This window comes from Vannielia litorea (genome assembly GCF_900142295.1).
GTDB classification, from domain to species: Bacteria; Pseudomonadota; Alphaproteobacteria; order Rhodobacterales; family Rhodobacteraceae; genus Vannielia; species Vannielia litorea.
This window is the reverse complement of record NZ_FSRL01000002.1, coordinates 31,364-44,318: the sequence shown is the minus strand read 5'-3', so window position 1 is coordinate 44,318 and position 12,955 is coordinate 31,364. Positions and strand designations below refer to the sequence as shown.

Annotated in this window: 13 protein-coding genes; 6 read left to right on the top strand and 7 right to left on the bottom strand. The window is 68.3% G+C overall.

What is annotated here, in order from left to right; all coding sequences use genetic code 11:
- Positions 1-1,512, bottom strand: a complete 1,512-nt coding sequence (locus BUR94_RS18100) for a YifB family Mg chelatase-like AAA ATPase (RefSeq protein WP_074257846.1) — start codon at positions 1,510-1,512, stop codon at positions 1-3.
- Positions 1,513-1,596: 84 nt separating this feature from the next.
- The gene (locus tag BUR94_RS18095; RefSeq protein WP_074257845.1) at positions 1,597-2,472 is read right to left on the bottom strand and encodes a glutathione S-transferase; all 876 of its coding nucleotides are present in this window, start codon (positions 2,470-2,472) and stop codon (positions 1,597-1,599) included.
- A gap of 194 nt (positions 2,473-2,666) precedes the next feature.
- Here BUR94_RS18095 and BUR94_RS18090 point away from each other — a divergent pair, with 194 nt between their 5' ends.
- The 6 genes from BUR94_RS18090 to BUR94_RS18065 all read left to right on the top strand — a co-directional run bounded on the left by BUR94_RS18090 (position 2,667) and on the right by BUR94_RS18065 (position 6,882).
- On the top strand, positions 2,667-3,545 hold the full coding sequence (locus BUR94_RS18090; protein ID WP_074257844.1) for an RNA polymerase factor sigma-32: 879 nt from the start codon (positions 2,667-2,669) through the stop codon (positions 3,543-3,545).
- Between the two features lie 148 nt (positions 3,546-3,693).
- Positions 3,694-4,359 (top strand): helix-turn-helix transcriptional regulator, encoded by a 666-nt coding sequence (locus BUR94_RS18085; RefSeq protein WP_074258238.1) that lies wholly within the window; start codon positions 3,694-3,696, stop codon positions 4,357-4,359.
- A 63-nt stretch (positions 4,360-4,422) separates the two neighbouring features.
- Positions 4,423-4,812 carry a VOC family protein gene (locus BUR94_RS18080; RefSeq protein WP_139301351.1) on the top strand — a complete coding sequence of 130 codons (390 nt, stop codon included), beginning with the start codon at positions 4,423-4,425 and terminating at the stop codon, positions 4,810-4,812.
- An 80-nt stretch (positions 4,813-4,892) separates the two neighbouring features.
- On the top strand, positions 4,893-5,747 hold the full coding sequence (gene argB / locus BUR94_RS18075) for an acetylglutamate kinase (protein ID WP_074258236.1): 855 nt from the start codon (positions 4,893-4,895) through the stop codon (positions 5,745-5,747).
- Positions 5,744-6,373, top strand: coding sequence for a ferredoxin (locus BUR94_RS18070; RefSeq protein WP_084193180.1), 630 nt, complete (start codon positions 5,744-5,746; stop codon positions 6,371-6,373). Before argB ends, BUR94_RS18070 begins: the two co-directional genes overlap by 4 nt.
- The gene (locus BUR94_RS18065) at positions 6,373-6,882 is read left to right on the top strand and encodes a SixA phosphatase family protein (protein WP_074257842.1); all 510 of its coding nucleotides are present in this window, start codon (positions 6,373-6,375) and stop codon (positions 6,880-6,882) included. The genes BUR94_RS18070 and BUR94_RS18065 overlap by 1 nt, the downstream gene beginning before the upstream one ends.
- Positions 6,883-6,896: 14 nt before the next feature.
- Here BUR94_RS18065 and BUR94_RS18060 read toward each other — a convergent pair whose 3' ends face one another.
- The 5 genes from BUR94_RS18060 to BUR94_RS18040 all read right to left on the bottom strand — a co-directional run bounded on the left by BUR94_RS18060 (position 6,897) and on the right by BUR94_RS18040 (position 12,812).
- The gene (locus tag BUR94_RS18060) at positions 6,897-7,925 is read right to left on the bottom strand and encodes a trans-3-hydroxy-L-proline dehydratase (protein WP_074257841.1); all 1,029 of its coding nucleotides are present in this window, start codon (positions 7,923-7,925) and stop codon (positions 6,897-6,899) included.
- Between the two features lie 131 nt (positions 7,926-8,056).
- On the bottom strand, positions 8,057-9,196 hold the full coding sequence (locus tag BUR94_RS18055; RefSeq protein WP_074257840.1) for a WD40/YVTN/BNR-like repeat-containing protein: 1,140 nt from the start codon (positions 9,194-9,196) through the stop codon (positions 8,057-8,059).
- A gap of 204 nt (positions 9,197-9,400) precedes the next feature.
- The gene (locus BUR94_RS18050; protein WP_425445249.1) at positions 9,401-10,201 is read right to left on the bottom strand and encodes an amino acid ABC transporter ATP-binding protein; all 801 of its coding nucleotides are present in this window, start codon (positions 10,199-10,201) and stop codon (positions 9,401-9,403) included.
- Positions 10,202-10,213: 12 nt separating this feature from the next.
- Complete coding sequence (locus BUR94_RS18045; protein WP_074257839.1) at positions 10,214-11,542, bottom strand: amino acid ABC transporter permease; 1,329 nt, start codon at positions 11,540-11,542, stop codon at positions 10,214-10,216.
- Position 11,543: 1 nt separating this feature from the next.
- Positions 11,544-12,812 (bottom strand): amino acid ABC transporter permease, encoded by a 1,269-nt coding sequence (locus BUR94_RS18040; protein ID WP_074257838.1) that lies wholly within the window; start codon positions 12,810-12,812, stop codon positions 11,544-11,546.
- Between the last annotated feature and the right edge of the window lie 143 nt (positions 12,813-12,955).

Genomic DNA, 12,955 nt, shown 5'->3' with positions numbered 1-12,955 from the left:
TCACGCGCCCTTCACCAGCCGGTAGCTCACCGCCTCGGCCACATGGGGCCGCGCCACGCCCGCGCTGCCGTCGAGGTCGGCAATGGTGCGCGCCACCCGCATGACCCGGTGATAGCCCCGCGCCGAAAGCCCGAACCGCTCGGCGACCTGCTGAAGCAACGCCATGCCCTCTGCGTCGGGCCGGGCGATCTCGTCGAGCAGTTCGCCCTCGATATCGGCATTGGTGGTGGCCTCCACGCCCAGCGCTTCGAACCGGGCGCGTTGCACGGCCCGGGCCGCGGCCACCCGCGCCGCCACCTCCGCCGAGCCTTCGGCAGCCGCGGGCAGATCGAGATCGGTGTAGGCCACCGGCGGCACCTCCAGCCGCAGGTCGAAACGGTCGAGCAGCGGGCCGGAGATCCGGCCGAGGTAGTCCTCCCCGCAGTTGGGCGCGCGCGAACAGGCTCGGGCCGGATCGGTCAGGTGTCCGCATCTGCAAGGGTTGGCGGCGGCCACCAGCATGAAGCGGCAGGGGTAGGCCACATGGGCATTGACCCTGCTTACCATGATCTCCCCGGTCTCGATGGGCTGGCGCAGGGTCTCCAGCACCGTGCGCGGAAACTCGGGGAATTCGTCCATGAAGAGCACGCCGTTATGCGCGAGCGAAACCTCGCCCGGCCGGGCCTGTCGCCCGCCGCCCACCACGGCGGCCATCGAGGCGGTGTGATGCGGCGCGCGATAGGGCGCCTCGCGGCTGATGCCGCCTTCCTTCAGCAGGCCGGCAAGCGAGTGCACGGTCGAGGTGGCCAGCGCCTCGCGCGGGGTGAGCGGCGGCAGGATTCCGGGCAGCCGGGCCGCGAGCATCGACTTGCCGGAGCCGGGCGGGCCGACCATCAGCAGATGGTGCCGCCCGGCGGCGGCGATCTCGAGCGCGCGCTTGGCCCGTTCCTGGCCCTTCACGTCGCGCAGATCCTTGCCGCCCGCGTGGCCCTGCACCTCGCCGGGCTGCGACGGCTCGATTGGCGCCTCGCCGGTGTAATGGCGGATGACGGCGGCCAGGCTGGGCGCCGCGATCACCTCCGCCGCCCCGACCCAGGCCGCCTCCGCGCCGCAGGCGCGCGGGCAGAGCAGCCGCCGCTCCTGCTCGGCGGCGGCCATGGCGGCGGGCAGTGCGCCGTTGACCGGCACCAGCTTGCCGTCGAGCGAGAGTTCGCCCAGCGCCACCACCTGCGCCACCTCCTCGCGCGGCAGGATCTCGATCGCCGCAAGCAGCGCCAGCGCGATCGGCAGGTCAAAGTGCGAGCCTTCCTTGGGCAGGTCGGCGGGCGAGAGGTTGACGGTGATCTTTTTCGAGGGCAGCGCGATGGCCATGGAGCCCAGCGCCGCCCGGACCCGCTCGCGGGCCTCGCTCACCGCCTTGTCGGGCAGGCCGACGATGGCAAAATGGGGCAATCCCGGCGAGACGGCGCATTGCACCTCGACAGGCCGCGCCTCGATGCCGTCGAAGGCGACCGTGTAGGCCGCCGCCAGCATCCCTCCGCTCCCGTCCAGCATGGCACGCATCCCCAAGGCCATTCACACCCCGGTTAACGCTAGCCAGTGTTGGTTAGTGAAACGTTAACGCGCCGCGTAAAGCGCCGCGAACCGGGGCCAGGCCAGCGGGTCGGCAACGGTCTTGTCGCGGCAGAAGGCATTGCAGAACCCCCAGACCTTGCCCCCGGCCTCCAGGAAGTGGGTCACCGGCTTGCCGGAATAGGGGCAGTCCGCGTTCTCCGAGGGGCCAGCCTCGACCGCCCGCGCCTCCAGCGGAGTGGGGCCGGGCCATTCGCGGTGCGGCAGGTCCATCGCGTACCAGGGCAGATCCTCGCCCCGGGCAAAGCCCATCGCCCGCCAGCGGCGGAAGGCCGGGTCGGCCAGATGGGCCGCCACATACTCCGTTGCGGCCTCCGAGACGGGCAAGCCATAGGTGGCGATCCTTGCCGCCACCGGCGCAAAGAAGGCATCCGCCGCCGAGTAGGCGCCACAGAGCCAGGGCCCCTCGCCGCCAACGGTGCGCCGGGCATGATCCCAGAGCACCTCGAGCCGGGCGAGATCGGCCAGCACCTCCCCGGAGGGCTCGAACCCCTCGTAGGCCACCCGCAGCGCCATCGGGCAGGCCGAGCGCAGCGCGCCGAAGCCGGCGTGCATCTCGCAGGCCAGGGCCCGCGCCGTGACCCGCGCCCGGCTGTCCTGAGGCCAGATCCCGGCCTCGGGGAAGCGGCTCGCCAGCTCCTCGGCGATGCCCAGGCTCTCGCCCATCACCGCGCCGTCGTCGAAGACCACCGCCGGCACCGTCCGCGCCGGGGCGATCCCGGCCAGTTGATCGGCCACGTCACGGCTGGCAAAATCGACCCAGACGGTGCTGCGCTGCAGCCCGAATCTCTCGAACAGGAGCCAGCCCCGGAGGGACCACGAAGAATAGGCGGGATCGCCGATGTAGAGTGTATGGGTCATGGCTGTGACGCTACGCACAGATCCCCCCCTCTGACCAACGCATTTTCGCACCGAAACCCATCACGAATCATGATGAGAACCGGATTTTTCATCTTTGACACTTTATTTTGAACCGATGGGTCCTAATGTGCGTATAACATACATCAAGGGCGCCTGACGGCAGGTTGCCCCTGTCCGCGAGAAGGAGCTCCCCCATGCCTTTGGACGGCGATATCGACACTTCCATGTCCCGCCACGCGCGTCAGGCAGAACTGCTCGACGCCGAAACCGAACAGCAGCTTGCCCGTGCCTGGCGCGACCACCGCGACGAGCAGGCCCTGCACCGGCTGATCAGCGCCTACATGCGCCTCGCGATCTCCATGGCCGCGAAGTACAAGCGCTACGGCGCGCCGATGAACGACCTCATCCAGGAGGCCTCGCTGGGCCTGATGAAGGCGGCCGACAAGTTCGACCCCGAGCGCGGCGTGCGGTTCTCGACCTATGCCATGTGGTGGATCAAGGCCTCCGTGCAGGAGTTCGTGATGCGCAACTGGTCCATGGTGCGCACCGGCTCGACCTCCTCGCAGAAGTCGCTCTTCTTCAACATGCGCCGCGTGCAGGCGCAGCTGGAGCGCGAGGCGGCGGCCGAGGGCGTGGTGCTCGACAGCCAGCAGCTGCGCCAGAAGATCGCCGTCGAAGTGGGCGTGCCGCTGGCCGACGTGGAGATGATGGAGGGCCGGCTCTCTGGTTCCGACTTCTCGCTCAACGTCACCCAGTCGACCGACGATGACGGCCGCCAGTGGATCGACGCGCTGGAGGATGAAGGCCCGCAGGCCGCCGAGCAGGTGGAGGTGGAGCACGACAAGGCCCAGCTCCGCGACTGGCTCGCCGAGGCGATGGCAGCGCTGAACGAGCGCGAGCGCTTCATCATCCGCGAGCGCCGGCTGGCCCGCGAAAAGCGCACTCTGGAGAGCCTTGGCGAGGAGCTTGGCCTGTCCAAGGAGCGGGTGCGCCAGCTCGAGGCCGCCGCCTTCCAGAAGATGCGCCGCTCGCTCGAGGCGCAGTCGCCGGAAGTGCTGGCGCTGATCTCCTGAGGTGGAAACGCCCTTTGCAGGACTAGATGGGGCCGCGGTCATCCGCGGCCCCTCGTTTTCGCTCTGGCGCGCGCCGCTCCGCCCGGCCTTTCGTGGCCTGGTCCGACGGATCACCCTCTATCGGTCGGAGGGGCCGCTGCCGGGCCTGATGACCGAGCCTGCCGCGCTGGTCGTGCCGCTGATCTTCATCTTCGACGGGGCGTTCGAGGTCGGCATGGGCCGCGATCCGGCGCGGGGCGACCGCATCGCCAGCTTCATGGCGGGGCTCTCCGTCACGCCGGCGCGCATCGCCTCGCCCGAGTCGGTGCAGGTGCTCCAGATCGACCTCACACCCGTGGGTGCCATGCGCCTGCTCGGCCCGGTGCTCGGTGACACCGCCGAAGGCGTGCACGCCCTTGCCGACTTCGGCGACCGGCAGATCACCGCGCTGCATGCCCGAATGGTAGAGGCCAACTGCTGGGCGACCCGGCTCGCCCTTGCAGAGGCCTTTCTTGCCCGCCGGCTCGCCGCTGCCACCCTGCCGCCGCCGCTCGCCCGCGCATGGCAGCTGATCGAGGCAACCGGGGGCCGCGCTCCGGTGGCCCGGATCGCCGCGCATCTCGGGATCACCCGCCGCCACCTCGCCCGCCAGTTCCAGCCCTTCGGCCTCGGCCCCAAGCAGGCCGCGCGGGTGGCCCGCTTCACCGCCGCCTCCGCGCGTGCGGGCACCGCAAGCTGGGCCGAGATCGCCGCGGACGCAGGCTATGCCGACCAGTCCCACCTCGTCCGGGAGTTCCGGGCGCTGGCGGGCATGACCCCCGAAAACCTTGCCTGAGGTCCCATTTCTTCAAGACCCGTTGCCCCTGCCATGACAGGCTCCGCCAAAAGGAGACCAATCATGGAAGCCCCCCGCATCTACCCCACCTTCCGCTTTTCCGACGCCACGGCGATGCACCGCTGGTTCATCGAGACACTCGGTTTTACCGAGGTGTTCCGCACGCCCGAGACCGGCCCGATCGACCACGCCGAGCTGGCCTTCGGCTCTTCGATCCTGATGTTCGGACAGGCCCGCGACGATGCCTTCGGCGTCAAGGCCCCGCCGCCCGGCGGCTCGGTCACCTACATCGCGGTCGACGACCCCGATGCCCTGCACGCGCGCGTCAGGGACTCTGGCACCGAGATCGTGGAGCCCCCGACCGACCGGGCCTACCCCAGCCGCGAGTTCATCGCCCGCGACCCCGACGGCAACCTGTGGTGCTTCGGCACATGGTATCCCAAGGCGGGCTGAAGCTCGGACTTGGCACGCCCGGCCCGGCGGACTAGGAAAGGGGGACCCTTCGAGACAGCCCCGAGATGAAGACACAAAGCATGAACCGCGATTGGATCGCCACCGCCCGCACCCTCTCCGAGGCTCTGCCCTACCTCAAGCGCTACGTCGGCGCGACCGTCGTCATCAAGCTCGGCGGTCACGCCATGGGCTCCGACGAGGGCATGGCCAGCTTCGCCCGCGACGTGGTTCTGATGAACCTGGTCGGCGTGCACCCGGTGGTGGTGCACGGCGGCGGCCCCATGATCAACGACATGCTCAAGCGTCTCGGCGTCGAGAGCCAGTTCATCCGGGGCAAGCGGGTGACCGATGCCGCCACGATGGAAGTGGTCGAAATGGTGCTCTCGGGCACCGTGAACAAGCGGATCGTGCAGGCGATCAATGCCCAGGGGGGCCGCGCGGTGGGCCTCTCGGGCAAGGATGCCAACATGATCGTCTGCGACCCGACCGACCCCGAGCTGGGGCTGGTGGGCGACCCGGTGGAGGTCACGCCCGACGTGATCCGGCAGCTCCACGAGGATGGCTACATCCCCGTCGTCGCGCCGCTCGGCGCAGGCCGCGAGGGCGAGACCTTCAATATCAACGGCGACACCGCCGCCGGGGCCATTGCCGCGGCACTCAAGGCCGACCGGCTGCTGCTGCTCACCGATGTCTCCGGCGTGAAGAACGCCGAGGGCGAGGTGATGACCCAGCTGACCCCGGAAAACGTGAAGGAGCTGACCGACTCGGGCGTGATCGCGGGCGGCATGATCCCCAAGACCCAGACCGCGCTCGACGCGATCGCGGGCGGCGTGCGCGCCGTGGTCATCCTCGATGGCCGCGCCCCCAATGCGACCCTTCTGGAGCTCTTCACCGACCACGGCGCAGGCTCGCTGATCCGGCGCGAGGTGAAGTGAGGCTCGAGGCCGCGCGGGAGGCCTGCGCGGCAGAACACCTCGACATCGCCGGCGGGCTGCATGAGGCGGGCCGCACCATCCTGCTGCTCTCCCCGCGAGAGCCCGGCTTCTGGGCCGCCCTCCAGGCCGCGCCAGAGTGGTCCGGGCCCGACCCGGTCGACACATGGTCGCGCCGCGTGGTGGGCGGGCTGGCCGAACACCTCGGCGGCGTGCCGCTCTTTCCCTTCGACGGCCCGCCCTGGCTGCCGTTCCAGAGCTGGGCCCTGGCGACCGGTCGGGCGTGGCAAAGCCCGGTGCGGCTTCTGGTCGGCGCCGATCAGGGCCTCTGGGTGAGCTTTCGTGGCGCGCTGGCCTTCGACGGCCTGCACCCGCTCCCCGAGCCCACCGCATCGCCCTGCCCCGGCTGCAACGCCCCCTGCACCACCGCCTGCCCGGTGGGCGCTCTCACCGAGGCGGGGTACGACACGGCACGCTGCCACGCCTATCTCGATACGCCGGAGGGTGCCGATTGCCTGACCCGCGGGTGCCGGGTGAGAAGGGCTTGCCCTGTCTCGGCGACCTTCCCTAGGGTGGAGGCGCAGTCGGCTTTTCACATGTCACATTTCCACAGGACCGGGACGAATTGATGCGTCAGCTCATGCTTCTCCGCCACGCCAAATCCAGCTGGGACGACCCACTCGCCGATGACTTCGACCGCCCCCTGAACGAGCGCGGCCAGCGCGGTGCGCAGGCGATGGGCGACTGGATACGCTCCACCAATCTCGCGCCCGACCTGGTGCTCTGTTCCGCCGCCGCCCGCACGGTCGAAACCTGGGAGCGGCTGGCGCTCGAAGCCGAGGTGAGGTACTCGCCCGGGCTCTACCACGCCGGCCCCGACAGGATGCTGGCCGCGCTCCAGGGCCTGACCGAGGGAACCCGCGTGATGATGGTGGGCCATAACCCCGGCATGGGTGCCCTCGCGGCGATGATGGTGCGCAACGCGCCCATTCACAGCCGCTTCGGCGATTATCCGACCTGCGCCCTCACGGTCGCCGAGTTCGATATCAAGAACTGGGCCGATCTCAGCCCGCGCCAGGGCCGGGTGCTGCACTTTCTCACCCCGCACGACATCGAGCACGCCTCGCCCCACGCCTGAGCAGGCCGCCTCACTCAGCCGGCACCCCATGCGTCGCTCAGCCGGTAGCCCTCCGGCCAGGGATCCGTCGGCTCGACGAAGTGCTGATGCGTCCGGGTCACCCAGCCGCGCCCCGAGATCTCGGGCCGGATCGCGGGGGTTGCGCCCACGGTGGTGCGGCCCAGGATTCGCCCGGTGAAGGTGCTGTCGATCAGCGACGAGACCGTGAGGCTCTGGCCGTCCGCCATCTGCCCCCGTGCCGTCAGCAGGGCCATCCGCGCCGAGAGCGCCGTGCCCGTGGGCGACCGGTCGATCTTGCCCGGCCGGATCGCCACCGCGGCCCGGCTGGTCAGCCCCTCCGGCCCCTCGCTCACCGGCGCCGCGAAGAGGCAGAAGGAGATATGCGCCCAGTCCGGCAGCCCCGGATGGCGGAAGCCAAGCTGATCCGTGGCGGCGTTGGAGATGCGGGTGCCGAGGCGGGCGAGGTCTCGGGCCTCGTCGGGCGTCAGGGCAAAGCCCAGCGCAGGCGCATCGACCACCACGAAGCTGTCGCCGCCAAAGGCCGTGTCCACGGTCAGGGTGCCGATCCCCTCCACCTCGAGGGGCGCGTCGAGCCGGGCGGCGAAACTCGGCAGGTTCTCCACGGAGATTCGTCGCGCCTTGCCGCCTGCGCAATCGGCCCGCACCCGCACCAGCCCGCCCGGCGCCTCCAGCGTCAGTTCGGTCACCGGCTCGGTCATCGGCAGGATCCCGGTGTCGAGCAGCACGGTGGCCACGCAGATCGCGTTGGAGCCCGACATCGGCGGAGTGTCTTCCGGCTCCATGATGATGAAGGCGGCGTCGGCTTCCGGGTGTTTCGGCGGCACCAGCAGGTTCACATGGCGAAACACGCCGCCCCGCGGCTCGTTCAGCATCAGGTTTCGGAGCCTGCCGTCGGTGGCAATCCAGCGCGATTGCTCCCAGAGCGTCTTGCCCGGGGGCGGGGCCACGCCGCCGGTGATCACATCGCCCACTTCGCCCTCGGCATGGGCGGAGACCGTGTGGATGACGCGCGTGCTGTGCATGGGCCGAGCGTGACGCAGCCCGCGCGGCAGGGCAAGGTGCGCATCAACGCACGCAGCGCCCTCATCCTCGGGCTTGATCCGAGGATCTCTCGGCCACCAGGAGATCCAGGGGTCAAGCCCCAGGATCACCGCTACATTGCTTCGACGGCAAGGATGGTCGGCAGGTGGCGGGCAATCTCCTGCCAGCTGTCGCCCTCGTCGGTGCTGGCAAAGACGGAGCCGCTGTTGGTGCCAAAATAGACGCCCGCCTGCGCCTGCCCGTCCCCAGCCATTGCCTGCCGCAGCACGGTGAAGAACACGTTCTCCTGCGGCAGCCCCTTGCGCATCGCCTGCCAGCTCTCGCCGCCATCGCGCGAGCGCCAGACGGCGCAGGCGGCATCGGGCGGAAAGCGGCCCTGGCTGTCGCCGTTGAGCGGCAGGGTCCAGAGTGTGCGCGGGTCATGCGGATGCACCCGGATAGGAAAGCCGAAGGTGGAGGGCAGGCCGGGGGTGATGTCGTCCCAGCTCCGTCCGCCATCGGAGGAGCGCCAGACGCCATGGTGGTTCTGCTGGTAGAGCAGATCGCCGTCGCCCGGCGCGCGCATCATGTTGTGCACGCAATGCCCGATCTCGCCGTCGCGCGGCGCGGCAGGGTGCTGGTGGCCCTCGCAGGCCTCGGCGTTGGAGAGCCGGTTGCGCCGCTCCCAGGTCGCCCCCCCGTCCTCTGTGGCGAAGACGCCCGCGGCCGAAATGCCGACCCAGGCCTTGCTGGCGTCGGTCGGGTGGCTGACGATGGTGTGCAGCACCAGCCCCGCCGCGCCGCCCTGCCAGTCGCTGGCGGAGGGATGGTCGGTCAGGCCCTCGACCCTGGCAAAGGTCTTGCCCCCGTCCGCACTGGCCAGAAGCTGCGCCGGCTTGGTTCCGGCCCGCAGCGTTCCGTGCGCATGGTGCAGGCTCCACACCTGCTGAAAATCCTTGCCGAAGGGCAGCGGCTCGCCGGTGATCCCGAAGAACTCGGCCGTGTCCGGGTCGTTTTCGGCCCAGTCGTCCATCTCGCCGCGCGTCAACCGGGTGAGCTGCCAGCGCGCGCCGCCATCCTCCGACCGCCAGACCCCGGCGCCGGTAAAGGCGCTCCCGCCCCCGGCCCAGATCGTGCCGCTGCCCGGGTCGCCGATGGCATGATTGATGCACCACCCGTCGCAATGCGGCCCGGTGATCTTCCACCCCGCCCGCTCGGCGCCCCCGTCCAGGATGAACGCCCCCTTGGTGGTGCCGACCAGTAACTTGACCATGGAATCGCCCTCCTGTTGCCGGAAGGCTAGCACTCCCCGTGCGGATCGGGAAGAAAAGTTGATATCCACCTATAAGGCTTGGCGCGAGGGCTCCGAATCCGATCCTGCGGTGCGCCGTCACCCTCGGGCTTGACCCGAGGGTCTCTTTTGACAGGAGATCCTCGGGTCAAGCCCGAGGATGACAGTCGTAGCGTGGCGTTTGGACTAGTGTCCGAGAATCTGGCTGAGGAACAGTTTGGTCCGCTCGCTCTTCGGGTTGTTGAAGAACTCCTCGGGCTCGTTCTGCTCCACGATCTGGCCGGCGTCCATGAAGATCACGCGGTTGGCGACCTGGCGGGCAAAGCCCATCTCGTGGGTCACGCAGATCATCGTCATGCCCTCTTCCGCCAGCTCGATCATGGTGTCGAGCACTTCCTTGATCATCTCCGGGTCGAGCGCCGAGGTGGGCTCGTCGAAGAGCATGATCCGCGGCTTCATGCAGAGCGAGCGGGCGATGGCCACGCGCTGCTGCTGACCGCCCGAGAGCTGGCCCGGGTACTTGTCGGCCTGCTCGGGGATCTTCACCTTCTCGAGAAAGTGCATCGCCGTGGCCTCGGCCTCCTTCTTCGGCACCTTGCGCACCCAGATCGGGGCCAAAGTGCAGTTCTCGAGGATGGTCAGATGCGGGAAGAGGTTGAAGTGCTGAAAGCACATGCCCACTTCCGAGCGGATCTTGTCGATGTTCTTGAGGTCCGAGGTCAGCTCGGTCCCGTCGACGATGATCTGCCCCTCCTGGTGCTCCTCCAGCCGGTTGATGCAGCGGATGAGGGTGGACTTGCCCGAGCCCGAGGGCCCCGCGATCACGATGCGCTCGCCGCGATACACCGTCAGGTCGATGTCGCGCAGCACGTGAAAGGTGCCGTACCACTTGTTCATCTTGTTTATCTCGATGGCGACCTCGTCGCTCACCTGCATCTTGGAGCGGTCGATCTCGCGCTCGGCGACAACTTCGGAAATGTCGGACATGGATGCGTTTCCCTAGTGATGATCGGTCTTGAGGCGGCGCTCCAGGTACATGGAGTAGCGCGACATGCCGAAGCAGAAGATGAAGAACAGCACGGCGATGAAGCCGTAGAGCTCCCAGACGACGCCGTTCCACGACTGGTCGGCGCGGATCGAGTTGGACAGGCCCAGCGGGTCCAGCAGGCCGATCACCGACACCAGCGTGGTGTCCTTGAACAACCCGATGAAGGTGCTGACGATGCCCGGGATCGAGATCTTCAGCGCCTGCGGCATGATGATCAGCCGCTGTGCCTGCCAGTAGTCGAGGCCGAGGCTGTCGGCGCCCTCGTACTGGCCCTTGGGCAGCGCGGCCAGGCCACCCCGGATCACCTCGGCCATGTAGGCGGCCGAGAACAGCGTGGCCATGATGATGACCCGCAGGATGATGTCGAAGTTGGTGCCCGGCGGCAGGAAGATGTTCAGCAGCGTCGAGGCCACGAACAGCAGCGTGATCAGCGGCACGCCCCGGATGAACTCGATGAAGCCCACGCAGAGCGCCTTGACGATCAGCAAGTCCGACCGGCGGCCCAGCGCCAGGATGATCCCCAGCGGCAGCGAGCAGGCGATGGCCACGACCCCGATGGTGATCGACAGCATCATGCCGCCAAAGTCGCGCGAGGCCACGGTCTCGATGGCCAGCGGCATCACCGAGACCAGCGCGTCCTGCACGTAGCCCGAGAGGAACAGCCACCAGACCAGCGCCGCGATGACCGCAACGATGATGGCCCCCAACTGCCCGATCGCCTCGGAGCCGTATTTCACGACCGCCCAGAGTATCACGAAGCCCAGCGCCGCGCAGATCGGCGACCAGATGGTGCCGCCCCAGAGGAGCCAGGGAAACAGGAAGGGGTAGATCGCCGTGAAGATCAGCAGCTTGCCCGGCACCTTGTCGGCAAAGAGCACCGGCGCCAGCGCCACGAAGAGCAGCAGGAAAGCCGCGATCGGGCGCCAGTAGAGCTCGGCCGGATAGAAGCCGAAGAGCAGCTGGATCCAGCGCTCCCGGATCACGCCCCAGCAGGCGCCGAAGGTGCCGTGATCGCCCACCCGCCCTGCGGCGGCCAGCATCTCGCGGCACTCCCCGAGCGAGGTGGCGTTCCACGTCGGCGCGAAGAACCAGGGGATCAGCATCCACAGCACATAGGCCACGAAGGCGGAGCAGAGCACCGTGACGATGGTGTTGAACGGGCCGGTGAAGAGGTTCTTCTTGCCCCAGCCCATGATCCCCACGGTCGAGGCCGGCGGCTCCTTCTGGGGCAGCATGGTCTCGCGTACGAAGGCGACGGTATCGGCATGCAGGTTGCTCATCTTACCTCTCCACCAGTTTGACGCGGTTGTTGTACCAGTTCATCAGCGCCGAGATGCTCAGCGAGATGATGAGGTAGATCAGCATGCCGAGCAGCAGCGTCTCCAGCTCCTTGCCGGTCTGGTTGAGGGTGATCCCCATCAGCGTGCCGGTGAGGTCCATGTAGCCCACGGCGATGGCCAGCGAACTGTTCTTGGTCAGGTTGAGGTACTGCGAGATCAGCGGCGGGATGATGACCCGCAGCGCCTGCGGCAGGATCACCAGGCTCATGATGCGCTTGGGCCGCAGGCCCAGTGCCCCGGCGGCCTCTGTCTGGCCGGAGGAGATGGCCAGGATGCCCGCCCGCACGTTCTCGGCGATGAAGGCCGCGGTGTAGAGCGACAGCGCCAGCCAGAGCGCGATCAGCGAGTTGCGCAGATAGGTGCCGTCCTGGAAATTGAAGCCCTGAAGCGCGGGGTAGCCAAGGTGAAAGCCCAGCGCGATCAGCACGATCAGGACCGGCAGGACAAAGGAGGCGAGCCGCAGGTACCAAGTGGTGGGGCGGAGGCCCGTGGCCTCCTGGATCCGGTCGGCCCGGCGCTTGATGAAACGCGCGCCCAGGATGCCGCCGACGACGGCGGCGACGATCAGCAGCAGGTCGATGCTGACGTCGAAGTTCAGCGCGCTTTGCCCGAAGAGGTGAATGTCGCCGAGGCTGCGCGAGAACAGCGGCTCGGGGATGTAGACGCCCCGGTTGGTGATGGCGACGGTATCGAAGACCTTCATCGTCGCCGCGGGCTCGTCGCCACGGAAGGCGGAGGGCGGCGGCAGGGTCTCGATCAGGACCGCCATGGCGAAGACGATCCAGAGCAGCACCGGCACGTTGCGGAACATCTCCACGTAAACGGTCATCAGCCGGCCGATGAGCCAGTTGGGCGAGAGCCGCAGCACGCCGATGATCACCCCCAGCACCGTCGCGGTGGCACAGCCCAGCACGGCCACCAGCAGCGTGTTCAGCAGCCCGATGAAGGCCGCACGCAGGTGGCTGTTCTGGTTGTTGTACTCGATCAGGGTCTGGTTGATGTCGTAGCCGGCGGGCTTGGACAGGAAGTCGAAACTCACCGTCTTGCCGCTGGTCGCAAGGTTCTGCGCCGTGTTGCTTATCAGGAAACCAACCAGAAGCAGGAACCCGATCAGTGCCACCACCTGGATCGTCATCGACCGGTAGCGGGTGTCGTAGATGAGCATGGAAAGCCGGAAGGCGGCCTTCGGCGGATCCGTGACAGTTGCCATGTTGGCGCTCCCCCGAGCTATGTTCGGCTACACTCTCCCCGTTTGCAGGCGCAAGCCCGCAAGCCACTGGGTGCAGCTCTTGTAGATTGCCGTTGTCCCCGAAGCGAAGGGGCGCGGCCTTGCGGTCGCGCCCCCTGCATTTG